The following is a 26,083-nucleotide window of genomic DNA, read 5'->3' on the forward strand; positions in this document are numbered from 1 at the left end:
ATGGCGCGGCATAGGCGTCACTTCCCGCCCACCATAATCGCCGTCGACAATACCTCCTGTCCGGCGCGCAGCCGGTCGAGATGATCGAAAAGGTTCTGGGCGGTGGCGTATAACGTCGCCGCGCCGGGGCACACGAGCCACGAACCGAAAGGAAGTTGGAATGAAGAAGACACTCACCGCTGTGCTCATTTGCGCGGCGATGTCGATCCCGGCCTTTGCACAAACGGCGGTCGTCGCAGTGCCCGACGCCGAGGTCCTGTTCACTAGCCCCGACCCGAAGCTCCATGCCAACAAGCAGGTGGCGTACAACATCATCAAGGTGCTCCTGGAGGCCAATCAGTGGGACCGGGCGCACGAGTTCATCGCTGATGACTACGTCCAGCACAATCCTAATGTCCGCGACGGCCTCCAAGCGGTGGTCTACTTCTTCACTGAAGTGGTGAAGGCCGAACCGAGCCCAGTCCCCGAGAAGATGAGCTGGCCGGTCGTCGAAGTAATGGCCGAGGCCGATCTCGTCACCGTCATCTATCCACGCAAGGGAAAAACCGCGGATGGCAAGGAATATACCACTGCCTGGTTCGACACCTGGCGCATCAAGGACGGCAGGGCGGTCGAGCACTGGGATCCGGCGCTCATAAACGAAGCGCCCAACATCGCCCGGTAACGCGGGCTTAAGCGGCCAATGAGCGCCTTAGTTGGAAACACATGTCAATGAACGCACGCAGCTTCGGCTGGCTTTGCGTTGTCTTGGTAAAGTATAGAAAGAGCCCGTCGCTGCCCGGTGAATAGTCGAGCAGGACGGGTTCAAGCTGGCCGTCTGCAAGCTTTCCCGATGCGGGAAACGCGTCGACGAATAGATCAGGCCCAAGCCTTGCGAGGCAAGGTTCTGCATGTCTGTGCCGGTGCGCTCCTTCGGATCACTGTGATATTTGTTGCTAAAAGTCTCTAGCCCGTCGACAGAGATCATGCCGAAAGGTACACTAAGGGTGCGGCATTGATTTCATTTCGATATGCAAGGGGAGCAACGTGCGGATTAGCCAGCGCCAGATGGAGATCTTCAACGCTATCATGGTCTATAAGAGTGTGACGGCAGCCGCGACCTCCCTGAGGACATCCCAGCCTACAGTGAGCCGCGAGTTGCGGGACCTTGAAAGACAGATCGGATTTGATCTTTTCAATCGGTTTGGCAAACGACTGACGCCCACGAACCAGGCACAGCTGCTTCATTCGGTGGTTGCTCGCTCTTTTTGTCGGAATGGAGGAAATCAGCCGCGTGGCGATCGCGATTAGGGGTCATGACGGTGCCTATCTTAGGATTGCCTGTATCCCTGCTTACGCAGAAGCACTTATGCCCGTCGTGGCGAGGCGGTTTCTCGATAGTCGTCCGCGGGGTCCTTCTTTCCGTTCACTCGCTCGAAGAAGTCCCACTTCGACACGACCTCACCACTCAAATGTTTGACGTCGGATTGACCGAGGGAAGCTATGAGCACGACGTAACGACGACTGAGAAAATTGACGTCGGCGAATTGTTATGCGTGCTTCCAGCAGGGCATCGTTTGGTGGAAAAAAATATCATTCGACCGAGCGATTTTGAAGGCGTGGAGTTCGTGTACTTCTCGCAAGAAGATCCTTATCGCCGCAAGCTCGATGACATTTTCGATGCTGAAGGAATTTCGCGCCGTTATTCGGTAGAAACAACAACCGCAACTGGCGTCTGCTCGATGGTCGCGGCTGGAGTAGGCGTTTCGATCGTTAACCCTTTTACGGCTGCTCACTACTGCAAGAAAGGTGTCGTCCTGAAGAGGCTGAGTGTCCGCGTACCGTACCAGGTTACTCTCTGGAGGCCAGCGGAAGGGCTTCGATCTACCCACGCCGATCTATTCGTCAAAGTGCTTCACGAAGTGACGGCAACCGTGAAGCAGCAATTAAGAGCACAGCTGGGAGAATGAGGTTGGATGGGATATTGCTCAGTGGCATAATGGGTCCCTATCTCGCCTTGGCGACGTTTCTCGATCCTAAAGGAGCTCCGGCGTCAGGCCGTTTGCGCGGTAAGCCGCTATGATGGTATTCTCCAGCAACATGGCGATCGTCATCGGGCCAACACCACCGGGAACAGGCGTGATCGCTGCGGCGACTTCGGATGCCTCATCATAGGCGACATCGCCCACTAGCCGGCTCTTGCCCGCGCCCCGCTCCGGCGCATCGATCCTATTAATACCGACGTCGATGACTGTTGCTCCTGATTTGATCCAGTCCGCTTTCACCATCTCCGGACGGCCGACGGCCGCCACCAGGATATCGGCACCGCGCGTGCCACGGAGGCGAGATCCTTCGTCCGCGAATGCGCCGTCGTGACAGTCGCATTGGCATTCAGCAGCAATTGCGCCATCGGCTTGCCGAACAGGTTGGAGCGGCCGATGACGACAGCATTGAGCCCCGACAAGTCCTTGCCGTGGATGGAGCGAACCAAAAGCATCGCGCCGGCTGGCGTGCAGGAAATCAGCCCGGTCGCGAGATCGCCCGTTGCCAGCTTGCCGGCGTTGACCACATGCAGGCCATCGACATCCTTCTCCGGCTTGATCGACTGGATGATCGCATCGGCATCCAAATGCTTCGGCAGCGGCAGTTGCATCAGGATGCCATGAATGGACGCATCCTCGTTCAGCGAGGCCACCAGCTTTGCGAGTTGGTCCTGTGTCGTCTCGGCCGGAATTGAAGCCGCAATCCTTGGCCATCCGGCCCTTGGCGCTGACATAGGTGTGGCTCGCCGGATCATCACCGACGATCACCACGGCCAGACCGGTCTTCACACCGGTCTCGGCCTCAAGCACCGATGCTGCGGCCTGCACGGCGTCGATAACCTTCGCCGCCGCTTTCTTTCCGTCGATTACAATCGCGTTTGCCATATCTCAACCCATGCGCTCAGAGGCATAGGATCCTGGACTTGCCGGAAACACCACGGCGCGGTTGCCGTTGATGAAGGTGCGGTGATGGATATGGGCATGCACGGCGCGCGCGAGCACCTGGCTTTCGACATCACGGCCGATCGAGACATAATCCTCGGCCGACTGCGCATGAGTGATGCGGGCAATGTCCTGCTCGATGATCGGGCCCTCGTCGAGATCAGCGGTGACGTAATGCGCCGTCGCGCCGATCAGCTTCACGCCGCGCTCATAGGCCTGCTTGTAGGGGTTGGCGCCCTTGAAGCTCGGCAGGAAGGAGTGGTGGATATTGATGATCCGGCCCGACATCTTCTTGCACATCGCATCCGAAAGGACCTGCATGTAGCGGGCAAGCACGATCAGTTCGGCGCCGGTCTGGTCGACGAGCTCGAGCAACTGGGCCTCGGCCTTCGGCTTGTTGTCCTTCGTCACCTTGATGTGGTGAAACGGAATGTCGTGGTTGACGACCACCTTCTGGTAGTCGAAATGGTTGGACACGACACCGACGATGTCGATCGGCAGCGCACCGATCTTCCAGCGATAGAGCAAATCATTTAGGCAGTGGCCAAAGCGGGAGACCATCAACACCACTTTCATGCGTCTATTGGCATCCTGGACGTCGAGCTGCATTTTGAATTCGGCAACGATCGGCTTGAAGCCTTCGATGAGCTTGGCCTGATCAGCACCTTCTTCAGAAATGAAGCTGACGCGCATGAAAAACATGCCTGTATCGAGACCATCGAACTGCGAACTATCGACAATGTTGCAGCCCTGGGACGCCAAGAAATTTGAGATCGCCGCTACAATCCCGCGCCTCGATTTGCATGAGACGGTGATTACATACTGTTTCATTTTCTACATCCGCTTTGACTGGTTGCGGCACGCGTCGTCGGGGGAAGATGACAAGGATCGCGATCTTTGCCCTGAACTTTCGATACCTGGCAGATTGTTTGTCGGACTGTGCCGCACTCGTAAGTACGGGCACGAAACGAGGTCTAAACGTATGATTAAACCGGATACAATGGAAACTTCGCCGCCATCGAGGAGACCTTTTCAACGATGTTGGCATCGGGTTTCAGGTCCTTGCCAGGATTGGCTGCGACTTGATCCAGCACATCCGCAATCATTCCTGCTAGTGCGGACGCTTCGGTCTCACCCATTCCACGAGCCACGATCGCTGACGTGCCCATTCTAAGCCCGGACGTGACGTTCGGCGACTCCTTGTCATTCGGCACAAGGTTGCGATTGGCCGTAATCCCATGTTCTTCCAAAGCCTTCTGGGCAGTATCGCCAGTGATACCTCGCGTACGGAGGTCGACCATGGTGAACGGAGTATCCGTGCCACCGGTGACGATTTTGTATCCGCGCCCGCCCAATTCCCGCGCCAAGATTCGTGCGCACTTGAGCACTGAGCTTGCGTATTCAACAAACTCGGGCCGCAAAGCTTCGCCAAAACAAACAGCCTTGGCCGCCATCACGTTCGGGTGCGGCCCGCCTTGGATACCGGGGAACACTGCTGAATCGATCTTCCGACCCATGGCCGCATCGCGGCAAACGACCAGACCTCCGCGAGGGCCGCGTAGATTTTTGTTGGTCGTGGATGTCAGGAAGTCGATGTGCGGAAATGGGCTCGGGTACTGCTTGCCTGCGATTAGCCCAGAGAAATGTGCGACATCCGCCAAGGTCGCTGCGCCTACCTCGGCTGCGATCGCCGATACCCTTTGGAAGTCGATTGCTCGTGGATAAGACGAACCCCCGACGATTATGAGCTTCGGTCGATGTTCACGCGCCAGCTGCTCCATCGCATCGTAATCGATGAAGCCTTCATCTGTTGTTCCGTAAGAAACGGTGTTGAACCATCGACCTGACAAGTTGGATTTGAGCCCGTGACTCAAGTGCCCCCCAGAGGCGAGGTCCATGCTCAGCACGGTGTCGCCAGGGCTTAAGGTCGCGAAATAAACCGCCTGGTTCGCTTGGGTACCGGAATGAGGCTGCACATTTGCATGCCCTCCCCCGAACATCGCCTTCGCCCGCTCAATCGCCAACCGCTCGATTGCATCAAAGTTCTCGACGCCAGCGTGGTATCTCTTGCCGGGGTAACCTTCAATCGTCGCAAACACGACCATCGAATTCATGGCTTCACGAGCAGCCCGGCTGAGGTAGTTCTTTGGCGCAACAAGCTCGATTTGACCACGTAGGCGCGCTTCCTCGGCAGCGATGTGGAGGGCGACTTCGGGGTCCGCCTTAGAAAGCGTATCTTCAAAAAACCATGCGTTTGTACTCATTCCGATCTCCTTTGCGAACGGTATGTCTGCGCTTTCACCAGCGCGCGACTGCAGTTATTTTATTGGTCTGTTGGTTGGGTCGGGCGCGAGGGATGCTCGCTTGAACGGATCATGGCAGAAACGACTTAGGCTGGAAAATAGAGAGTCGGCGGCCCTTCATGCGTTTTTGATATGAAAGGCGCCGGCGCAGCCAAATCCCCGTTTGCTCTCGCGAAGCACATGAGTTCCGGTGCTCTTGACTTGACGGAGAACCCATTGGAATAGTCTCACCGGCGAGCAGCGGACAGCGGTCTGGACTTGCTTCGGAGAAGTGGAGAGGTTTTCTTGAGTTGAAAGGAAACCGGAATGCCGAAGCAGAAGAATTTTACCAAGGAATTTGAGAAAGAAGCGGTGCGCCTGGCGCAGGCGAGCGGCCGGACGCAGCGCGAGATTGCCCAGGACTTGGGCGTCGGCCTATCGACGCTGGTGCGGTGGATTGGCCGTAGCCGTGATCAGGCGATGGACGCGCCGATAGGGTCGGCTGCCACCGAGGACATGGCGGCCGAGCTGAAACGGTTACGCCGGGAGAACGAAGTCCTGCGGCAGGAACGCGAGATACTGAAGCGTGCCGCGACTTTTTTCGCCAAGGAGGGAAGTCGATGAAGTTCCGTTTCATCGACCAGGCGAAAACGGAATTCCCCGCATACCGTCTCTGCAAGGTTCTGGGCGTCAGCCAGAGCGGCTATTTTGCCTGGAAAGACCGGCCCGCAAGTCGTCGGCAGCGCGAAGACATGGTGATGCTGGCGCATGTGCGCTCTGCCTATGCGCTTTCTCACGAGACCTACGGCAGCCCACGCATGACGCGAGAATTGCAGGACAGCGGCTTTGCCATCGGTCGACGACGAACCGCCCGGCTCATGCGCGAGAATGGCCTGCATGCCCGGCAGAGGCGGAGGTTCAAGCGCACCACGGATAGCCAACATGCCTTTCCGGTAGCCCCCAATATCATCGATCAGGATTTTGCAGCGACCGGGCCAAACCAGAAATGGGGTGTTGATATTTCCTACGTATGGACCCGCGAGGGCTGGCTCTATCTGGCCGTTGTCATCGACCTGTTCTCCCGCCGCGTCGTCGGCTGGGATACCGGTGATCGGCTCCATCGCCAACTGGCAGTCAATGCTCTTCGAAAAGCCATTATCATGCGTCGACCAAAGCCTGGCCTGATCCATCACTCCGACCGCGGCAGTCAATATTGTTCAGTTGACTATCAGGCCCTGCTGCGCAGCAATGGCATCCTAATCTCGATGTCAGGAAAGGGAAACTGCTATGATAACGCCATGGTCGAAACGTTCTTCAAGACGTTGAAATCAGAGCTTATCTGGAGGACCATCTATCAGACGCGAAATCAGGCCGAAATTGCCATTGCCCGCTACATCGATGGCTTCTACAATCCCACCCGGCGGCACTCGGCGCTTGACTACCTAATACCGGAGCTTGATGAGGATGACTCACGCGATTCCATTTTTGGGCAAATCATGATTCAACATGGCGGAAGGAGATTTCGCCATGGGAACAGCACTGACCATTCGTGGAGACTATACGGCTGATGATCTGCGTCGACTGGCAAGGCAGAGCCGTGATGCGGATTGGTCGCGCCGATTGTTGGCCTTGTCGATCATTTACGAGGGTGGTTCCCGCAGCCAGGCCGCATCGATGGGCGGGGTCGGATTGCAAATCGTCCGTGACTGGGTCGAACGTTTCAATCTGCATGGTCCAGATGGCCTGAAAACGAGAAAGGCGAAGGGACGTGAGCCCTTGTTGAATGATCAGCAGCGCAAGGCGCTGGTCGCGGCGGTTGAGAACGGTCCGGTTCCCTATCTCGATGGCGTCGTGCGCTGGCGACTGGTCGATCTGGCGCAATGGCTTTGGCAGGAGCACCGCATCTCCGTCAGCCGCCAGACGCTGGGGCGCGAGTTGAATGCCCTGGGCTATCGCAAACTCACCGCCCGCCCGAAGCATCATGCGCAAGACCCGAATGCGATTGAGGAATTTAAAAAAACTTCCCCGCCGCAGTGGGAGAAATCGCCGCCGAGGCCGCCAAAGGCAAGCGAATAGAAATCTGGTTCCAGGACGAGGCCCGCATCGGCCAGAAGAATAAGATCGCCAGGCGGTGGGCCAAACGAGGGACACGGCCCTCCGCTCCGCATGATCAGCGGACGAAATCCGCTTATATCTTCGGTGCTATCTGCCCGAGATTCGGCAAGGCCGCCGCCCTCGTCATGCCATGGTGCGATACGCATGCCATGAACCAGCATTTGATCGAGATCTCCAGCCATGTTGCCAATGACGCCCACGCCATCCTCGTCATGGATCAGGCAGGTTGGCATTTATCGAACAAACTCATCGTGCCCGAAAACATCACCATTCTACCGCTGCCGGCGAAGTCGCCCGAACTCAATCCGATCGAAAATCTCTGGCAGTTCATGCGCGAAAACTGGCTCTCAAACCGTGTCTTCACATCCTACGAAGACATCGTCGATCACTGCTGCGATGCCTGGCGCAAGCTTCAACGTCAGCCTTGGCGCATCATGTCAATCGGACGCAGAAAATGGACGAATGAGTTCTAGTCATCGAGCCTTGGTATAAGCCCCGCACAGTTCGAGACACTGGCCGCATGATCTGAAAATACCTCTCCACTTCTCCGAAGCAAGTCCAGTCTCCCTTTCCCGCACAGTCGCCGGCACGTGACCAAACCGATGAGATGCTGGTAGCGTGAAGCGGAGCCAAGCCCCTCGCCTCACGCCAAAAAATCAAGCTCTGTACGGCGCTCGCTCGTATAGGCAGATGATCGGGCGTGCCGCGGCTATCATCGCTAGTGCATAATCTGGCTCAAGAACAACTTGGTGCGCTCGTGCTGCGGATTCTTGAAGAACGCGCCGGGCTCATTTTCCTCAATGATTTGTCCCTGGTCCATGAAAATAACACGATTGGCTACCTGCCGAGCGAACCCCATCTCGTGAGTGACGCAGAGCATTGTCATCCCCTCCTCGGCAAGGGACACCATAGTGTCGAGGACCTCTTTGATCACTTCCGGGTCGAGCGCCGAGGTTGGCTCATCGAAAAGCATGACACGTGGATTCATACAGAGGGAACGCGCGATAGCTACGCGCTGCTGTTGGCCGCCGGAGAGTTGTCCAGGGTATTTGTGCGCCTGCTCGGGTATCTTGACCCGTTCAAGGAAGTGCATGGCAGTTTTTTCAGCATCTTTCCGTGGCATCTTTCTTACCGATATGGGTGCAAGCGTGCAGTTCTCGAGGATCGTCAGATGAGGGAAAAGATTGAAGTGTTGAAAGACCATCCCAACCTCACGTCGGACATCGTCGATGCGCTTCAGGTCAGTGGTGAGCTCAATTCCGTCAACGATAATTTTGCCCCTTTGATGTTCTTCCAGCCGGTTGATGCACCGGATTAGGGTCGATTTTCCAGACCCTGATCGACCGCATATCACGATCCGCTCACCCTTCATGACAGTGAGGTTAATGTCTTTGAGGGCATGGAAGTTGCCGAACGACTTGTGCATTCCAATGATCTCGACTGCGACTTCCGTTTCCGAAACTTGCAACGGCGAAGGTTTCTGGATTATCTGAGACGGGTTTACCGGGTTCATTGAATTGTTCACCTCCATCGGTGCCAAATGCGGTTGATCAAGCCCTGACGCTCGGCCACGACTGGTTGAGGGTCTATTTGGGGGTGCCAGGCATCTGGCAAACCTTGTCAGTGTCGGTTCCCGTTCGTCTCAAGCTTCCTGATAACAAAGGAGCATGGAACGCTTATGATCAGGAATATCAACGCCACCATCAGGTACGGCTCGTTATACCGGTAAGTCTGACCAGCAATGTTTTGCGCTTTGCCAAACAACTCTACCACCGTGATCGCAGCGAGAAGCGGTGTCTCCTTGAACATTCCGACCAGATAATTCCCCAATACAGGCAAGATTGGCTTGATCGCCTGAGGACCAATTACGAGCATCCACTTTTTTGTTGTGTGAAGCCCTAGCGCATCGGCCGCCTCGAACTGCCCTCGCGACACCGACGCGATGCCGGCTCGATAAACTTCAGAGAAGAAGGTGGAGTAGTGTAAAGATAGGCCGAGTATGCCACATCCCAGTGCGCTAATCGTGATCCCCATGTCGGGCAATACGTAAAAGACGAGATATAATTGAACGAGCAGCGGCGTATTCCGGATACAATATATGTAGCCGATAGCGAATATTCTGAGTGGCGCTATGTTTGATCTAAGGAATACACTCAGAATTCCGCCGCCGACGAGCGCACCGGCGAAACCTCCAAATGTGGCAATGACGGTGATCACCGCGCCTTGCAGGAGAGTTGGAAGGATGCTTCGCGCGAACTCAAAACTAAACTCCACGGCTGGCCTCCCGATAGTGTCCCGCCTTACGCTCCGCCCATAGTACGAGCAAGTTTAGTGGGGTATTGATTGCAAGATACGCGATGACAACGGACGCCCAGACTAGGAAGGTTTGGCCTGTCGAATAAATCAGGCTTTTGCCGAAAAACGTGAGCTCCGGGATCGTTATCAACGAAACAAGGGCCGTCGCCTTAACTGTTTCTATTGCCAAGTTCCCGAAGCTGGGAAGCATGATAATCACGGCCTGAGGCAGGATGATCTTCCAAAATGTGATAATACGTGGAAGCGACAACGCGCGTGCTGCTTCGATCTGTCCGGTACTGATATTGTCGATCGCGGATCTCACGATCTCGGACCCGTATGCGCCCTGGTTAAGTCCAAGGCCGAGTATCGCGGCGACCTCGGCAGGGAGTCTGATCCCGTAAATCGGCAACACGAAGTAAAGAACAAACAGCTGTACGAGGAGAGATGTGCCGCGAAACAGCTCGACGTAGACGAGAGCCACCTGGCGGATTATTCGTGACGATGACCGGCGGGCCATCCCGGTCACGAATGCCAAGGCGATTGCGACGACCATTGATTGCGCTGCGATACTGATCGTCACACCTGCCCCTCGTGTGAGGAGGGGCAGGAGCTGATCAAGTTGATTGAACAAAGCGTCCATGGCGCGATCAAGAAACGGAGCAAAGCTGCGTTGCTGTCAAATTGGAATCCGGAACGTCTTCCTTCGTGAACCCATAAGGCTCGAGAATCTTAAAAAGCTCTCCAGATTCGTTGAGCTTTCTTATTTCCACGTTGAGTGCGTTCACGAAATCACTGTCTTCCTTGTTGAAGCCAAAAGCTTGAAAGACATAGAGGGGCTCGCCCTTGTCATCTTTGGCCACCTGGAAAGGCTCCGCGCGCTCCACAACGCCGTCTCCGAAATTTTTGATCAGGTCGGAAAGCTGCAAAGAGGGAAAATAGATTGCATCGACTCGGCCCGCCTTCAGGCCGGCGATTGCTTCTGTATCGAGGGCAAACGAGACAACCCGGTCCTCAGGGATGCCAGCCTTGGGAAGGTCGGCGAGCTGCGACGAGCCGATCTGCGATCCGATCTTCAGAGTGCCGGATTTAGCGATATCTTCAAGCGAGTGGATATTATGCGGATTGCCGGCCTTAACCGCCACAACATTGGCCAGTCGGGAGATCGGGCTGCTAAAAGCGACCGATTCACAACGCTGGGGCCTGATTGCCATGCCAGCCCCAATAATATCGAAACGGCGCGCATTGATTCCGGGGATCATTGCGGAGAATTCGCTGACATTCGCTTCGACTTTATCGATGCCGATAGGCTTGAGCGCGGCGCGGAGGACGTCGATGATCACTCCCTTCATCGTCCCGTCCGTTTCGAGGTAACCGTAGGGTTTTTCGTTGGCGATGCCTACCACGGCGGTGCGAGATGCTTTGGCCTTTTCGAAAAGCGTCTCCGCGCTAGCACTCGACATCGAGGCCACAACAAGAGCGGCAGCTAGCGCCGCTGTTCGGTGAGAAATATTCGCGATCTTTAGCATTCCCCTATTCCTTTCGTTTTTGACGTTCTGCTATTCACCCAAGGTGAATTGGCTCCGAGGTCGAGATGTGTGCAGCCGGTTTTTCCACCGCTTGTTCTTCACGCATTCTTCATCCAGGCACTTGACAGTCCCTTCATCCGTCCCATCTGTAAACGCAATTTTTCATACCAGATCTTTCAAAAATGATATGGCGCGCTTGATGCTAACGCACTGTGAGCGGCCGATGCCGTTCCAAAACCTAAGTGTCTGTTCAAGAATGGCTGGCGGTCGTGGGGTTGAGTGAAGGGCGGCAATCAGATTCTTTGTATTTTGCGACAAATACGGAGAGATCGAATGGCCTGGACACCCTTCACCCGGCGTCATCATGACAGAAGCCGCATGCGCTACGCAAGCGATCTGACTGACCGTGAGTGGGGCCTGATCGAACCCTTTATGCCAAGGCAGCCTCGACTGGGCCGCCGACGCAAGACGTCGCTTCGGGCGGTGATGGACGCGATTTTCTATCTGCTGCAGTCAGGCTGCCAATGGGCATTGCTGCCGCATGATTTTCCACCGAAGAGCACGGTCTATCATTATTTCAAGCGGTTCTGCCGGGACGGGACGTGGCGTCGTATCCATGACGCGCTCTACTGCCGGACGCGGCGGCTTGAGGGGCGCGAAGAACAGCCGTCATTTGCCATCATCGATAGCCAATCGGTGAAGACCGGCCCAGATGCCCGTCTCGATATCGGATACGACGCAGGCAAGAAGATCAAGGGCCGCAAGCGGCACATTCTGGTTGATACCCTGGGCATGCTTCTGAAAGCGGAGGTTCATTCGGCAGGTATTCAGGATCGTGATGGAGCAGCACTTGTTTTCGACAGGCTCGTCAACCGCTTTCCATTCATCGAGAAAATTTGCGGCGATGGCGGGTATCAGGGCCCGACAGTCGAAGAGGCCAGTCCGCGATCGATGGAAATCGTCAAACGCAATCAGGCCGGCTTTCAGGTGCTCCCGAAGCGATGGATCGTCGAGCGGACGTTGGCGTGGCTCGGCATAAACCGCCGAATGGCAAAGGATTTCGAGCGCTTCTCTGGCACAAGCCTCGCCTTCATTCAGACCGCTATGATCAAGCTAATGACAAGAAGGCTCGCTCGATATCCGCTTTCTTGAACGGACTCTAAGGCTTTAGGTCTTCTCGGGACTGCAGTCGGACGTCTGTCAGGAGGAGTCGCCGAGACTTCCGGCTCAATCGGCTCCGCCGGCTATCTCCCGCGTGCGCACCGTCGGTCCGGATCATGATGCTCGGCATGGCTTGGCCGATGATCGTAATGAAGCTTATGCGCGACAGCCTAAGCCCAACGATTGCCGTTATCCGCAGGGCCGTCGTGCATCGGGGCTGTCGGTTTGACTGCTAGCGGGCGTCCTACGCACGGTAGTACTATCTGGTGCTCTGTCGCTTCGAGAGGTCATCCTTTGGATGCATGATTGCTTCACGTGGAAGACTTCCATGCCGACGTGCCGGGCTTTCGAATAAAACGATTTCGCGAAAACTCGGTGCTTTTCAGTGAGGCTACCACCCGCCAATCTCCTGCTCCCTCACCAAAATTGCTCTTTTGTAAATCTTTGCTTTTGAAGCAGCCCGGCATGCAATGGGCCGGTGTCTATCGAATTCTGGAGGAAAATACCCGCCGGGACAGCGCATTCGGGAATGAGCTAGATCAAACAACACGGGGAGTAGATCCCCGTGTGCCGAACAATATCTTGATAGCTTATTTGCCTGCTACAGATGCTTGCGAAGCACCGAAACCAGTTCATCTATTTGGCCGTGCGAGTGGCTTGAGAACACCGCAACTCTTAACGTCTCCACTGGCGGAGCATCGGCATATCCACCGGCCTTCATATATTTGACAATTATGTTCGCGTCTCGAAGTGCTTTATTAACGCGTCTTAGATCGACGTCTGCCTGGATAGTGAAAATCGGAACGGGTGTCTCTGGAACAGACAATCCGAGACTTCTGAAACCTTTCCGCATTTGCTCCACGTTCCCGCGCAAAGCTTGCAAGATCGTTTGATCCTTCATAAACAGACGCAGTCCAGCTGCAGCACCCGCTGCGGCGGGGATAGGGACAAAGGAGGCTCCTGCGATTGCTCCGGTTGCGGCAATCTTCTTCGCCAGCACTTTGCTCGCTGGAATGATGCCTCCAAAACCACCAAAAGCCTTACTTAGAGTTCCAGCAGAATGGGCGTTCTCGCCTTCGACGCCGAAATGCTCCAAAGTACCCCTCCCAGTGGCACCAAGAACACCGACGCCGTGTGAATCGTCGACACATAGCATGCCATATGAGTAGGATTTAAGAAGATGCGCGTATCGATCCAGAGGCGCCAGAGCTCCGGTAGATGAAAAGACTCCGTCCGTCACTACGTGCGGAACCTGCCCCTCCCCTAAATGACGCGCCATTTGGTCAGACAGATCCCCCGGATCTCGGTGCCGAAAAAGCACCACCGGTTTCTGAGAGCAAATGAGCGCGTCTTTAACGCTGAAATGACACCGCTCATCAGCAAATATTATATCATAATCATCACGCAACGCGGACAAAAGCGTCATCATCGAGAGATATCCGGAGGCTACGGAGATGGCCTTCTCACATCGGAAATGCGCACAAACCGCTGCTTCTGCTTCTTCGTAGACAGATATCGCAGCGTGTGTGCCAGAGCCAAGACCGAATGCTTGTAACGCTTTGATGGCGGCGTCGATAACGACCGGGTGGCCGTGCAGGGTGTGGTAACTTGTTCCGCTAAAATAACTGACCTCTCGACCATCAATACGCATACGTGGACCGACGGGCGATTCCATCCTGAATTGCAGTCCCTCGGGAAGTTCTTCCATCGTCAGTCCTTTACATTTCAAACGGCGCCTGAGGAGCCGCCAACATGCAATCTGCGCGCCGCTTCAACCGAAAGGCATCCCTAGCTGGTAATCATCTTCCCAAATTGAATGATGACAGGAAAATACATTATCGACAGGTTCTAATTCGCTTTCGATATGGAAGGTCGTCGAGAACGCCCTGAACCCTGAGCGGTTGCGGCGCCTCCGCACTTATGAGCAGCCTGGTTTCAAGTACGGCCATCGACCGATGCGTGCGGGAAGTCTCTTATATCTGGGATGAATTTTGGCAAGGCTTTATGATATTTTCACGCTCTTTAGCTTTCTGCAATTGTAGTCGATACAACAGGCTCATACAGAAGTGGCGTACTTGCCTTGTTAGAAGTGGCAATCGCTTGATCCCAAAGACAGATCCATGCAGCTCAGTGCTTCGAAAGACAGTTGTTTAATCGGTCAGCCCGGCATATGTCGTGGGCATCTAACCTTTGATAACCCAAGGCTCGCTGGCTACACTTGGCCGATCTGCGAAATCCGGGGTATTGAGCCGGGCCCGAAGCTCTGCGTTTCGGCCGGGGTGCACGTCAATGAGGTGGCTGGGATCGAAGCCGCGGTGCGCCTGCAAAAACTATTTGAGCCTTCCAAAATGAAAGGAACGGTGTCGATTATCCCCTTAATCAACCAACCGGCACTTTTCAGATATACGGAGTACGTTTGCCCGCTTGACGACAAAAACATCAACTATACCTTCCCTGGCAAAAGCGATGGCTCGTTCTCCGAAGCGCTAAGCTACGCGATCATGAACGAGTGGTGTGCTGATGCGGACTGCTATATCGATATGCATGGCGGCGATCTGCGCGAACGCGTTTCGAAATTCACCATCTATCAGCGCACAAGCAACCCACAACTGGACGAGACAAGTCGCCAGATGGCAGAGTGCTTCGATGCCGAATTTGTAATGGGTTTGCCACCCGAGCTAATGACCAAACCCGGCAGACCTCCCACCGGATTTGCGAAACACAATCGCGTCGCCTTAATGTCCGAGGCGGGCTCGAATGGGCTTCTGGAGGAGGATGCCATCGCATTTCACGTTGATGGTGTTCTCAATATAGCGCGTAAGCTGGGTATCCTTGATACGTCAATTTCGACGTTCCGCAATGCGCGTATTCTCTGCGATAATTACCTTTGGGTGAAGTCGCCGGTGAGTGGTGAGTACCACGCTGCAGTAGAGCCTGGCCAACGCATCGAGAAGAACCAAAAGCTTGGGACTGTTCGCAATTTTTTTGGCGAGCATCTGGCGGAAATAACTGCACCTGCAGCAGGTTTTCTTCTCTGGCACATGACACATCCGTCCATTCCTGAGGGATCCCCAATACTTGCAGTAGCTGTGGAAGCGAAAAGCGCTTGATCGAACCTACGATTGGGAAGGGCTGCCGCGGTTCAGTTGTCGCTGGCTAGGATTAACGAAGAGGCCGCTCAATGGTGGTATTCCTCACAGCGTGATATCGGCTGCCTCGATTGGTGGCGCCTCGCTTCGTCCAGTTTTGGCGACGCTCTGAGCGACACCGAGAGGGACGGCAGACTGAATGTTGACACGGTCTCTCACCAAACATCTCAGAAATCCATCTCCATTTACCAGTTCCAGTTCTGAGTTGGGGCAGGAGTGCGCAAGCTCGAGAAATCGCTTTTTGGTCCTAAATCCCTCCACCGGCGATGTTCTGGCAGAAATTGATAGATGCGGACACAGTGGATGTTTTGGAAGCCATCGACCGGGCTTATAACGCTCGAGCAAAATGGGCTGCTAAGCCCGCACGCGAGCGCTCCGACTTGTTGGCAAATTGCACCGGCTAATCGTCGAGAATGTCGATGATCTCGCAGCCATACTAATCGCAGAAAATAGGAAAACTATTGAACGAAGCGCGGTTGGAGATCTCGCATGCAGCCGCTTACATCAGATGCTATGCCGAAAAAGCAAATCGGATCTACGGCGAAACTATTTCGCCTCCCATCGATGACAGACGCTTGCTCTTTGTCAAGCAGCCAGTCCGAGTCGTCGGCGCGATTGCTGATCTCCCCATGTCAACCAACAACGCGTATTGGCTTGTGGGACTGGAAAGGAAAGGAACTCAAGCGAGTATTGACCAGTTCATGAAATGGATCTTGGCTCAGGTGGTATGATGCCGATCGGGTTGTTCGCCGGCGCTATTATCGCAAGCTCCTTCAACCTCACCTGACACCCGTACAGTTTTCCTTGGTTGGTGAGCTGCGCTGACCTCTTCTAAGTTGTAGATCTTTCGGCGGCAAAGGCGCTTCCTTAGTGTCTGTTCAAGAATGGCTGGCGGTCGTGGGGTTGAGTGAAGGGCGGCAATCAGATTCTTTGTATTTTGCGACAAATACGGAGAGATCGAATGGCCTGGACACCCTTCACCCGGCGTCATCATGACAGAAGCCGCATGCGCTACGCAAGCGATCTGACTGACCGTGAGTGGGGCCTGATCGAACCCTTTATGCCAAGGCAGCCTCGACTGGGCCGCCGACGCAAGACGTCGCTTCGGGCGGTGATGGACGCGATTTTCTATCTGCTGCAGTCAGGCTGCCAATGGGCATTGCTGCCGCATGATTTTCCACCGAAGAGCACGGTCTATCATTATTTCAAGCGGTTCTGCCGGGACGGGACGTGGCGTCGTATCCATGACGCGCTCTACTGCCGGACGCGGCGGCTTGAGGGGCGCGAAGAACAGCCGTCATTTGCCATCATCGATAGCCAATCGGTGAAGACCGGCCCAGATGCCCGTCTCGATATCGGATACGACGCAGGCAAGAAGATCAAGGGCCGCAAGCGGCACATTCTGGTTGATACCCTGGGCATGCTTCTGAAAGCGGAGGTTCATTCGGCAGGTATTCAGGATCGTGATGGAGCAGCACTTGTTTTCGACAGGCTCGTCAACCGCTTTCCATTCATCGAGAAAATTTGCGGCGATGGCGGGTATCAGGGCCCGACAGTCGAAGAGGCCAGTCCGCGATCGATGGAAATCGTCAAACGCAATCAGGCCGGCTTTCAGGTGCTCCCGAAGCGATGGATCGTCGAGCGGACGTTGGCGTGGCTCGGCATAAACCGCCGAATGGCAAAGGATTTCGAGCGCTTCTCTGGCACAAGCCTCGCCTTCATTCAGACCGCTATGATCAAGCTAATGACAAGAAGGCTCGCTCGATATCCGCTTTCTTGAACGGACTCTTAGAATTCGGACCTGCAATTTTACTTCAGGAGCAACGGGTCTTCTCAGAGAGCTCGATCAAAACGGGACGAGCTAGGCGTCCTCGACTGCCGAATTCAAACCTCGCGTGCTTCAACCTTGCCCGCTTTGATGGAGCGATAGAGCCGAGCTCGGTCCATATCGAGTCTGAATTAGATGGCCGGCACATAGTATTTTGCGATGTTTTTGTCATCTGCAAAAGTCAGACCCATGAATGGACAGGGCCTGGAGATGAGATGACATACGCGCCGACAAGAGAAGATCTAACAGAACGGATCCGGTTAAACCATGATAGTTTGTCTTATCGGAACGGGGAGCTGTTCATCGAAAAACTGGCCGTCGAGGACATCGCAGCCGAGGTTTCGACTCCCTTTTATTGTTACAGCGCCTCTACAATTCGAAATGCCTTTACTTTGCTGGCTGACAAACTTAAGCCGGTGCATGCCTCAGTATGCTTCGCTGTCAAGGCAAATAGCAATATCTCCATTCTCAAGCTCCTGGCTGATTTGGGGTGCGGGATGGATATCGTTTCTGGCGGAGAACTGGAGCGGGCCCTCGCGGCTGGAGTAGCGCCAAGTAAGATTGTATTTTCTGGCGTGGGAAAGACGCGGCGCGAGATACGCCGTGCGCTTGAAGTTGGTATCCATCAGCTTAACGTCGAATCCCCGGCGGAACTGGATTCAATTCGAGAAGTCGCACGTGATCTGGGCTGCCGGGCGCCAGTAGTTTTTAGAGTGAATCCGGATGTTGACGCTCATACTCATGCGAAAATCAGCACGGGGAAGAAAGGCGATAAGTTCGGCATCAATATAGAGCTCATTGAGGAGCTTTATGCTAAGGCTGCAGCATGCACCGAGCTTGATGTCGCAGGCTTGGCAGTCCACATTGGCTCGCAGCTCCTGAACCTGTCTCCTTATCGCGCTGCTTATCGCCGTCTTGCATCTTTGGTTGATCAGCTTAGGTCACGGGATCTGCCGGTGCGCAGCCTGGACCTCGGTGGCGGGTTGGGGATCAACTACAATTTCGGCGTAGGTCCCGATGTTGGCGAGTACGCGGCCATCGTCAAGGAGACGGTGGGCGGTCTGCATTGCGAATTGACAGTCGAGCCCGGTCGTTGGCTCGTCGGGCCGGCCGGTCTTCTTGTTACCGAAGTCCTCAATCTTAAAGAAGCCGGCGGTACCGTTCTGGTGATCGTCGATGCGGCTATGAACGATCTCATGCGTCCGGCGCTCTATAACGCCGTCCATCCCGTCCTACCATTGCAGGACCCTGGGCATCGCAGTGCGCACCCTTATCAAATCGTCGGCCCAGTTTGCGAGTCATCTGACGTATTTGGAACGTATGACGCTCTGCCGCCTCTCCAATCAGGTGTTCGCATCGCGTTCGGGTGCGCAGGCGCGTACGGCGCGTCGATGGCTTCTACCTATAACTCCCGCGATTTGATCGCCGAGGTTTTGGTCGAGGCAGATCGGTTCCGAGTGATCCGCCGTCGTCAGACGATACAAGACTTGCTCGAACTAGAGAGCGCAACGCCTTGGCAGAAATGCCGCTCCGAGACTAACGCGACAACCGCACTTTGAAACCGGTGGCAAAAATGAATCACATCGAATTTCTGTCCCAGACCGTGCCGGCTGATGGTCATTGGCCATTTGTTAAGATGCACGGCCTCGAGAACTATTTCGTCATCTTAGATCGACGAGAGGTCGCTAAGCCTTTCGCCGTTGAGGATATTATTCGCATCTGCAGCACGAACGTTGGAGCAGGAGGCGAACAACTCCTAACTATCGAACGACCTTCCAGCGAGGGCCGGGCGGCAGGTGCTTATGCAGCCATGCGGATTTTCAACATTGACGGAAACGAAGTAGGAGCGTGCGGCAACGCGACACGTTGTATGGCCTACTTGCTTCTGGAGGAAACGCGCACTGAAGAAGTGGTTATTGAAACGGCATCCGGAATGTTGAAGTGCCACAGGGCCGGCTCAAGACAAATCAGCGTCACGCTGGGGCCAATCAGCCTCGATTGGCAGAAGGTCCCTATGAGCCGCGAAGTTGACACGCTTCATCTCCCTCTGAAGAGCGGCCCCCTTTCTGATGGCGTGGCGCTTCACATCGGAAATCCTCATGCTGTTTTCTTCGTCGACCGGCTGGTACACGACGACATTCCCCTGTTCGCTCCCGCTATACAGAACGACCCGCTTTTTCCCGAAGGGGTGAACGTCGGGGTGGCTGAGGCAATTGACGCCGACAGTATACGTCTAGCCGTTTGGGAACGTCCCGGAATTCTGACGAAAGCGTGTGGTACAGGCGCGTGCGTCGCTGCCTATGCTGCCCTGAAGCGGGGCTTCGTAAATTCGATGAAAGTCAAAGTGTACCTTCCGGCAGGAGAGCTAAAAATCGAGCTTATCGAGAACGACATGGTTGTGATGACCGGGCCTGTGGCGTTCTGCTGCCACGGGTACATCGAAGGCAGACTTGCCGCTTGAAGATTTCCGGAACTGCTGCTTCTCACTCAATTAACTCAGCGAAATTTCTCGCGGCGGAGATGGCAAGCGGATCAGCCGGCTTCTTGCCTCATTTTAGTGGCCAAATGAGCCCAAGTTGGGTCGAGCACGTCGAAAATGGTGCCGGCGAAGTGACGGTTCCAGGACGGCTTGATCAAGGGCTCAACGAACTCTGGTAAGCCAGGGCTGGCTCTTCGTGCGAAATGTAGTGATCGGCCCGGGCTCAAAATTCACGAATGATCCAACAGCCTTGACGGCATAGTGGAGAATGTCCCTTTCGGGCAGCAACGCGGTACCTTGTACGCGGGGTGATCAGCCCATGATTACAAAGCTTCAAAACCGAGGTCAAGCGCACTTTGCAGAAGGGACGCCAGTTACCGTGTCATGGAGACCTTTGAATTCTAGAGTGCTGAACTGAGAAGCGGGTCATTGCAGCCAAGGATGCAGTCGGCGCAGCGTTCCAAACTTGGTGCACGGGTCAGGCATTATGGCCTGCCTCAGCCAAGCACCGGTACAAGACTGTTTCTGGACACATGGTCAAAGGCGAACCAGCAGCTTAATGATGCGTGACGCCTCCAAGCTTGAGTGGCACAACACTGATGAAACAAAAAACAACTTCCCTTCTCTATTTGTCCCGGAACGACGTCGCTTCAGTTCCGATCGCCGCGGACGAACTTGTTTCCGAGGTTGGCAGATGTCTTGCCGAGGTGGCTGAAGGTAAAGCAATACAATTCCCGTCTTATATTATGCCGGTATCGGAGACGTCACGGTTTGTTGCCAAGAGCGGCCTCATTCGAAATCCATCTATTTGTGGAATTAAGTGGTTCGGGTACTTCCCAGGAAACAGCGACATCAAGTTCCCAGACTTTCACCCGATGATAATGCTGAACGAAGCCGAGCAGGGAGTGCCAGTGGCTGTCCTCGACGGAACGTGGATCTCTGAAATTCGCACGGCTGCCATTTCGGCATTCGCAGCGAAGCATCTCGCGCTGCCTACATCTTCGTCGCTAGGGTTTATCGCTTGTGGTGCACAGGCCTTGGCTCACCTCAACATCTTGAAAGATGTCTTCTGCATCAAGAAGATTTTCGCCTATAGCAGAAAAGTTGCAACCGCCGGGGAGTTCTGCCGCAAGGCCGAGGCGATGGAGCTAACAACTGAGATTTGTGAGTCCCCGCAAGCGGTGTTGGAGCAAGCTTCCATCATAATTACAAGCGTTCCGCACGCCTCCGAAACAAACCTTCAGCTGCGCGGGGACGCTGTTGCATCTGGCACATTTATTTCGATGGTCGACAGGGGCTACAGCTGGAATGCTGAATCACTACTTTCACTTGATACCGTGATCACCGACGATATGGCTTTAAGCGGTCCTGGTGGAATGGAGGCGATTAACTTTGACGCACAGCATCTCTCTGGAGACTTGATCGCGGTAGCTCGCGGCGAGCTTGTTCGCCGTGCCGATAGTGATCGCGTTGCTTTAATCTTCAGTGGGCCCGGTATAATCGATACGGCTATCGCCTCGCTCATTTTTCAACGAGCATCCGAAATGAATATTGGCGTCACTCTGCCGCTCTAGCAAGTGTGGACAGTTATCTGATCCATAGGACGATTGCTGCGATAGTGACGACTGCGAGGTAGTTTTCGGCAGCTTTTTCGAAGCGCGTAGCGACCCTGCGGAACTGCTTGAGTCTCGAGAAGCAGCATTCGATCAGGTGGCGCTGGGCGTAGAGATGCTTGTCCAGCGGGTATTTTTGCGCGCGGGAAGGATTGTTGGGGATCACCGCCACAGCGCCTTTATCAGCGATGGCATTGCGCAGGCGATCGCTGTCATAAGCGGTGTCGGTCATTACGACGTCGGCGGGTACCCCGCGCGCGCCTGCTATGAAGTCAAGGCCCTGCCGAAAGGCGCAAAGGTCGAGATCGAGGCCGTCATCGCCTTGAGCTAACGGCACATAGGCAGCCCCGCGAGCAAAGGAGCGAGCCGGAGCAATGATCACCCATTGCTCCGGTTTTGCGTTTCCGCATACAGGTGTCGCAAGACACGATCAGTGAAAGTTGACCATTCGAGGAGGAAAGAGGATGACGCTGACACCGGCACTGACGAGGCATCTGAAAAACGCGGAGCGGTTCGCCGGCCTTGCTGCGGGCCCCGATGCGCTTGCGGCCAAGTCGCGGAACCGTTTCCCCGTCTTCAACCCGTCAACAGGCGAACTGCTAGCCGAGATCCCGGACATGAGCGCTGAGGATGTTTCCGCGGCCATAGACAAAGCGCATGCCGCACAAGAAGACTGGGCGGGGCTCACCGCTCGCGAGCGGTCGGACATTCTGTGGAACTGGCACCGGCTGATCCTCGAAAACAGCGACGACCTTGCGGCCATCCTGACGGCCGAGATGGGAAAGCCGCTGGCCGAAGCCAAATCCGAAATCCTGCACGCGGCAGCCTATCTTCAATGGTATGCCGAAGAGGCTAACCGGATTTATGGCGAGACGATCTCGGCCCCCTCGAATGACCGGCGCATGCTGGTGATCAAGCAGCCGATCGGTGTCGTCGGCGCGATCACGCCCTGGAACTTCCCCGCCTCAATGGTTGCGCGCAAAATCTCGCCGGCCCTGGCCGCCGGCTGCACCGTCATTCTCAAGCCGGCCGAGCAAACGCCTCTGGTCGCCGGCGCCATGTTTGCTCTGGCAGGACTGGCCGGTTTCCCGGAAGGTGTTCTCAATCTGGTCTATGCCTCAGAAGGCGACGCGATCGGCCGCGAACTCTGTTCCAATCCGAAGGTGCGGAAAATCAGCTTCACCGGGTCGACCGAGGTCGGCCGGTTGCTGATGCGGCAGTGCTCGGACCAAATCAAGCGGATCAGCTTCGAGCTCGGCGGCAATGCGCCCTTTATCGTCTTCGACGACGCGGATATCGACGCTGCCGTCGATGGCGCGATACAGGCCAAGTTCCGCAATGCCGGCCAGAGACCTGCGTGTCCGCCAATCGGCTGTACGTCCAGGCGAGCGTCTATGACGCATTTGCCGAAAAGTTCACCGAGCGCGTCCGCACGCTCAGGGTCGGCGACGGCTTTGATCCGGACGTCGCCATCGGCCCTCTGATCGATACCCAGGCCTTGGCAAAGATCGAGGCGCATGTCGATGACGCCGTCAAGAAAGGTGCAAAGGTTCAATGCGGTGGTCATCGTATCGGTACCTCGGGCACATTCTTCGAGCCGACCGTGATTACCGAAGTCGTCAGCTCTATGCGGCTGGCTCAGGAGGAAACCTTCGGACCTCTGGCGCCGATCATCCGCTTCGACGATTCCGATGACGTCGTGCGCGAAGCCAACGACACCATCTATGGCCTCGCCGCCTACTTCTATGCCTCCAATCTCAGGCGCGTATGGCGCGTTGCCGAAGCTCTAGAGTACGGTATGGTCGGCATCAACACAGGCCGCATGTCATCGGAGGCAGCACCCTTCGGCGGCATCAAGCAGTCCGGCATCGGACGTGAAGGATCCCGGCACGGGCTCGAGGACTATCTCGAGATGAAGTATCTCTGCATCGGCGGGCTTTGAACGAAACCGGGGTCCCGGCGCCGTGTGTCTAACTCGGCGGTGCGCTTTTCCCGCGGCTGGGAGTCCCCGGTGCTAACAGCACGTCGACCCTAGTTTCGGTATGTCTCTGGGAATATAATGTCCTGATCAACCAGGACATTGAACTTGTAGCCGGGTCGAATTTCCAGCGTCGGCTGGACATTCAGATTTCGGCTGATCGTCTGCTCGGCAACGCGGCCAAAGCTTTCTGCAAAGTTTCGCCGTGCCGCATCCGACGCGGTCTCCTGGGTGGCGAGCGTGGAGCTTTCCGGCATCGACGCGTCGATGCCGGTTCCGATCAAGGCGATCAACGCTGCGGAACCGAACGTCCGCCAGTAGTGGTTATTCACCTTGTCATGGAAACCGCCGTAGCCTTGCGCATCGGTGCCCGCCATGCCGCCGATCTGAAGTGTCGATCCATTAGGGAAGATAAGATCTATCCAGACGACGAGAACGCGGCTTTGCCCGAAGGAAACCTTGCTGTCGTAGCGCCCGAATAATTTTGCCCCCTGCGGGATCAGCAGCCGGTAACCGGTGGCGCTGTCATAGACGTTCTGGCTGACCTGGGCGGTGATGCGGCCTGGAAGGTCCGAATTGATTCCTGTGATCAAGGTTGCGGGGATCACCGAGCCACGCTTCAGCTCAAAGAGCGATTGCTGCGGCACAACACGGTTGGACAGATATCCAAGCTCCTTGAGATCGGTGTTGAAGAAATCCTCCTTTGACTTCTGGCCGTTCTGGTCGAGGTCCTGCCCCACGAGCCCGTTTTTCAGGGCAGCGGCATAAAGATCCGGCAGGGTGGTGGTCGCGGATGATGCCGTCGACTTGTCGGCCGAGGTTTGGTCGCTTGTCTTGTCAGCTCTTGCCTCCAGCTTGCTTCGGTCGATGGCGAGTGGTGCGTCATAGGCCGCGTCATTCGCCTGCAGGCGTGCCATGCGTTGACGTTGCCGCTCACGCAGATATTGCTCCTGCTGCTCCCGCTTCAGGCGGGCCCGCCAAATCGCCTCCGGCTCGAGTTGCTGGTTCCTTTGCGGTTCTTCCCGGACCGGCTGCTCCGTGAAGGGATTTGTCGCTTTGTCTTCCTTTTTCTCGACCGGTGTCGGCTGGAAAGTGACCTGCTGTTCGGTGTCGCCGATGATGCCGTCGGAGACACCGCGCTTGAGTTGATCGGCAAAGGTTGAGGCGGGCGTTCCGGAACTCGTTTCCAGCCCCGCATCCTTGAAAAACAGCCCGCGGGAAGTAAGGCCGTAAAAGATCACCCCGAGGAAAAGGATCACCAGCGCGATCACGACGATGATCGGCAGGCGGTTGATCCGGCGCATGCCTGACTGCGCGTCCTCGGCGGTGCTGCCACCGAGCTTGAGAGATTGTACCATGTTCTTCTCTCCCCTACCCGCGCTTGAGCAGCGACAGCGCGCTCGCTGGCGTCGCACCACTGGCGGATACCGTATAAGCACGCCCGAGTTCTACCTTGCCGGTCGACAGCCGCGCCAGGACCTGGCCCTCGAAGGGGACGAGCACATAGGCGAGCGGGATGACGCTCTTGCTGCTGTCCGTCTTCTGGTCTGTGACGACGGCATAGCCCCAGCCCTTGAGCGCCGCCTCCAGCGCCTGACCGAAGGGCGACGCGTCCGGCTTGAGCGCGATCGTCACCTTGCCAGGCCCGATCTGCTCGGCGAGGCGGCTGACCATATCGCCGGCGATGGCGCTTGCCGCCGGACCGGAAACATCCGGCGGCGCCTCGCTGGCGACGACGTCATCGGTGCCACCGGTCTGGCATCCGGAAAGAACGAGAACGATGAGGCCGGCGGCGGCGAGCTGGCGGATTGGGCGAAGGAGAAGAGCTCGCATCACCGCCCTCCCCGCCGGATCGTCACCTTCTCCTGTTTCCAGCCAACGCCCGAAACGAGGACGGCTTTTTCGACATTATAATCGACGATCATCATGTCGTTCTTCATCCGATAGTTGACGATCCGATTCTGGCCACCGGAAACGACGAACAACACCGGCGCGTCCCGCCCGGAAATCCGCCGAGGGAACTGGATGTAGGTCTTCTGCCCGTCGCTATAGACCCGCGTCGGTCGCCAACCGGCGCGGCCGGAGACGGAGTAGGAAAAGCTGAGCTTTTCGGCCGGCACGTCGGCGCCGGGGATCGTGCTGGCCTCCAGCCGGGCATTGATGTCGGCGAGCTTGTCCGACACGTCTTCCGGATACTCGAAACCGACCCGGGCCATATATTGCGTCGGATGGGATTTCAGCTGGATATGATAGGTCCGCCGCGAGGTCGTCACCACCATGGAGGTGACAAGACCTGACTCGGACGGCTTGACGATCAGGTGGATTGCCTGGCCTCCGGCAGCGCCCGAGGTCGCGGGCTCGACCTTCCAGCGCACGGTGTCGCCCACCAGCACGTCGCGCACCACCTCGCCGGGCTGGAGTTCGATATCGCAGACCTGCAAGGGAGAGCAGACGACCGAAGGCTGCACCTCGCCAAAGAAAAAGATGACCTTGCCGTCGTCGCCCCGGGTCACCAGGCCGCGGCTCGCCCGCCACTTGCCGGAGATGTCGATGCCCTTCTCTTCGTTGGCCGACACACCGCCTGCAAGCGCGCCCGACGTCAGACCTGTTCCGGTGATCAGCCCGCTTGCCAGGGCAAGGATCAGCCCGGCGCGTCGCGTGTTTGTTCTCATGTTCATGTGCGTGGCCATG

At 56.1% G+C, this 26,083-nt stretch carries 21 protein-coding genes and 5 pseudogenes; 14 read left to right on the forward strand and 12 right to left on the reverse strand.

The window, feature by feature from the left end; translation table 11 throughout:
- The first annotated feature begins 160 nt into the window (after positions 1–160).
- The 3 genes from N2599_RS37385 to N2599_RS37400 all read left to right on the forward strand — a co-directional run bounded on the left by N2599_RS37385 (position 161) and on the right by N2599_RS37400 (position 1,949).
- Positions 161–664, forward strand: coding sequence for a nuclear transport factor 2 family protein (locus N2599_RS37385; RefSeq protein ID WP_037144521.1), 504 nt, complete (start codon positions 161–163; stop codon positions 662–664).
- Positions 665–1,068: 404 nt separating this feature from the next.
- Complete coding sequence (locus tag N2599_RS37395; RefSeq protein WP_245209344.1) at positions 1,069–1,290, forward strand: LysR family transcriptional regulator; 222 nt, start codon at positions 1,069–1,071, stop codon at positions 1,288–1,290.
- Positions 1,291–1,295: 5 nt separating this feature from the next.
- Positions 1,296–1,949 (forward strand): LysR substrate-binding domain-containing protein, encoded by a 654-nt coding sequence (locus N2599_RS37400; protein WP_260308674.1) that lies wholly within the window; start codon positions 1,296–1,298, stop codon positions 1,947–1,949.
- 66 nt (positions 1,950–2,015) lie between these two features.
- On the opposite strand, the pseudogene folD reads toward N2599_RS37400, so the two are convergent.
- From folD to glyA, 3 genes and pseudogenes are all read right to left on the reverse strand, one after another.
- Positions 2,016–2,906 (reverse strand): annotated as a pseudogene (gene folD, locus N2599_RS37405) (bifunctional methylenetetrahydrofolate dehydrogenase/methenyltetrahydrofolate cyclohydrolase FolD).
- A 3-nt stretch (positions 2,907–2,909) separates the two neighbouring features.
- Positions 2,910–3,794: a formyltetrahydrofolate deformylase gene (gene purU, locus N2599_RS37410; RefSeq protein WP_260308675.1), complete on the reverse strand. Its 885-nt coding sequence runs from the start codon at positions 3,792–3,794 to the stop codon at positions 2,910–2,912.
- Positions 3,795–3,949: 155 nt separating this feature from the next.
- Positions 3,950–5,227: a serine hydroxymethyltransferase gene (glyA, locus tag N2599_RS37415; RefSeq protein WP_260308676.1), complete on the reverse strand. Its 1,278-nt coding sequence runs from the start codon at positions 5,225–5,227 to the stop codon at positions 3,950–3,952.
- A gap of 345 nt (positions 5,228–5,572) precedes the next feature.
- On the opposite strand from glyA, the pseudogene N2599_RS37420 reads away from it, so the two are divergent.
- Both N2599_RS37420 and N2599_RS37425 read left to right on the forward strand, forming a co-directional pair.
- A pseudogene (locus N2599_RS37420) lies at positions 5,573–6,696 on the forward strand (IS3 family transposase); the annotation flags it as partial.
- Positions 6,697–6,751: 55 nt separating this feature from the next.
- Positions 6,752–7,833, forward strand: a protein-coding gene (locus N2599_RS37425; RefSeq protein ID WP_156915391.1) for an IS630 family transposase whose coding sequence is annotated in 2 segments (ribosomal slippage) — positions 6,752–7,288 and positions 7,291–7,833 — 1,080 coding nt in all. Because the reading frame shifts where the segments join, the coding sequence is not laid out codon by codon here.
- A gap of 245 nt (positions 7,834–8,078) precedes the next feature.
- Here the strand turns inward: N2599_RS37425 and N2599_RS37430 are convergent.
- The 4 genes from N2599_RS37430 to ehuB form a co-directional block, all read right to left on the reverse strand.
- Positions 8,079–8,873, reverse strand: a complete 795-nt coding sequence (locus tag N2599_RS37430) for an amino acid ABC transporter ATP-binding protein (RefSeq protein WP_375714171.1) — start codon at positions 8,871–8,873, stop codon at positions 8,079–8,081.
- A gap of 107 nt (positions 8,874–8,980) precedes the next feature.
- On the reverse strand, positions 8,981–9,634 hold the full coding sequence (gene ehuD / locus N2599_RS37435) for an ectoine/hydroxyectoine ABC transporter permease subunit EhuD (RefSeq protein ID WP_027513899.1): 654 nt from the start codon (positions 9,632–9,634) through the stop codon (positions 8,981–8,983).
- Complete coding sequence (gene ehuC, locus N2599_RS37440) at positions 9,624–10,238, reverse strand: ectoine/hydroxyectoine ABC transporter permease subunit EhuC (protein ID WP_375714172.1); 615 nt, start codon at positions 10,236–10,238, stop codon at positions 9,624–9,626. Before ehuC ends, ehuD begins: the two co-directional genes overlap by 11 nt.
- 67 nt (positions 10,239–10,305) lie before the next feature.
- Positions 10,306–11,184, reverse strand: a complete 879-nt coding sequence (gene ehuB, locus N2599_RS37445) for an ectoine/hydroxyectoine ABC transporter substrate-binding protein EhuB (protein ID WP_027513898.1) — start codon at positions 11,182–11,184, stop codon at positions 10,306–10,308.
- A gap of 333 nt (positions 11,185–11,517) precedes the next feature.
- Here ehuB and N2599_RS37450 point away from each other — a divergent pair, with 333 nt between their 5' ends.
- The gene (locus tag N2599_RS37450; protein WP_087003020.1) at positions 11,518–12,336 is read left to right on the forward strand and encodes an IS5 family transposase; all 819 of its coding nucleotides are present in this window, start codon (positions 11,518–11,520) and stop codon (positions 12,334–12,336) included.
- Positions 12,337–12,946: 610 nt separating this feature from the next.
- Here N2599_RS37450 and N2599_RS37455 read toward each other — a convergent pair.
- On the reverse strand, positions 12,947–14,053 hold the full coding sequence (locus N2599_RS37455) for an aminotransferase class I/II-fold pyridoxal phosphate-dependent enzyme (protein WP_027513390.1): 1,107 nt from the start codon (positions 14,051–14,053) through the stop codon (positions 12,947–12,949).
- A gap of 412 nt (positions 14,054–14,465) precedes the next feature.
- Here N2599_RS37455 and N2599_RS37460 point away from each other — a divergent pair, with 412 nt between their 5' ends.
- From N2599_RS37460 to N2599_RS37485, 6 genes are all read left to right on the forward strand, one after another.
- Positions 14,466–15,455 (forward strand): M14 family metallopeptidase, encoded by a 990-nt coding sequence (locus tag N2599_RS37460; protein ID WP_027513391.1) that lies wholly within the window; start codon positions 14,466–14,468, stop codon positions 15,453–15,455.
- Positions 15,456–15,955: 500 nt separating this feature from the next.
- Positions 15,956–16,225 (forward strand): aldehyde dehydrogenase family protein, encoded by a 270-nt coding sequence (locus N2599_RS37465; protein ID WP_027513393.1) that lies wholly within the window; start codon positions 15,956–15,958, stop codon positions 16,223–16,225.
- A 230-nt stretch (positions 16,226–16,455) separates the two neighbouring features.
- Complete coding sequence (locus N2599_RS37470) at positions 16,456–17,274, forward strand: IS5 family transposase (RefSeq protein ID WP_087003020.1); 819 nt, start codon at positions 16,456–16,458, stop codon at positions 17,272–17,274.
- Positions 17,275–17,537: 263 nt separating this feature from the next.
- Positions 17,538–18,881: a diaminopimelate decarboxylase gene (gene lysA, locus N2599_RS37475; protein ID WP_156915372.1), complete on the forward strand. Its 1,344-nt coding sequence runs from the start codon at positions 17,538–17,540 to the stop codon at positions 18,879–18,881.
- A gap of 14 nt (positions 18,882–18,895) precedes the next feature.
- Complete coding sequence (gene dapF, locus N2599_RS37480; RefSeq protein ID WP_037143937.1) at positions 18,896–19,783, forward strand: diaminopimelate epimerase; 888 nt, start codon at positions 18,896–18,898, stop codon at positions 19,781–19,783.
- A 617-nt stretch (positions 19,784–20,400) separates the two neighbouring features.
- Entirely contained in the window at positions 20,401–21,375 is a 975-nt protein-coding gene (locus N2599_RS37485; RefSeq protein ID WP_051336826.1) for an ornithine cyclodeaminase family protein, read from the forward strand.
- Between the two features lie 13 nt (positions 21,376–21,388).
- Here the strand turns inward: N2599_RS37485 and N2599_RS37490 are convergent.
- Positions 21,389–21,667, reverse strand: a pseudogene (locus N2599_RS37490) (transposase); the annotation flags it as partial.
- Here N2599_RS37490 and N2599_RS37495 point away from each other — a divergent pair.
- Positions 21,662–21,745: pseudogene (locus tag N2599_RS37495) on the forward strand (Rid family hydrolase); the annotation flags it as partial. The pseudogenes N2599_RS37490 and N2599_RS37495 sit on opposite strands and share 6 nt — an antisense overlap.
- A gap of 133 nt (positions 21,746–21,878) precedes the next feature.
- Positions 21,879–23,356: pseudogene (locus N2599_RS37500) on the forward strand (NAD-dependent succinate-semialdehyde dehydrogenase).
- Positions 23,357–23,445: 89 nt separating this feature from the next.
- On the opposite strand, the gene trbI reads toward N2599_RS37500, so the two are convergent.
- Genes trbI through trbG form a run of 3 tightly spaced genes read right to left on the reverse strand, consistent with a single transcriptional unit; the run spans position 23,446 to position 26,070 of the window.
- A complete protein-coding gene (trbI, locus tag N2599_RS37505; RefSeq protein ID WP_027513396.1) occupies positions 23,446–24,750 on the reverse strand; it encodes an IncP-type conjugal transfer protein TrbI in 1,305 nt (434 codons plus the stop codon).
- Between the two features lie 13 nt (positions 24,751–24,763).
- Positions 24,764–25,225, reverse strand: coding sequence for a conjugal transfer protein TrbH (gene trbH, locus N2599_RS37510; protein ID WP_027513397.1), 462 nt, complete (start codon positions 25,223–25,225; stop codon positions 24,764–24,766).
- Positions 25,225–26,070, reverse strand: coding sequence for a P-type conjugative transfer protein TrbG (gene trbG / locus N2599_RS37515; RefSeq protein WP_027513398.1), 846 nt, complete (start codon positions 26,068–26,070; stop codon positions 25,225–25,227). Before trbG ends, trbH begins: the two co-directional genes overlap by 1 nt.
- Positions 26,071–26,083: the final 13 nt, after the last annotated feature.

The sequence above is a fragment of the Rhizobium sullae genome, assembly GCF_025200715.1.
Taxonomy (GTDB): domain Bacteria; phylum Pseudomonadota; class Alphaproteobacteria; order Rhizobiales; family Rhizobiaceae; genus Rhizobium; species Rhizobium sullae.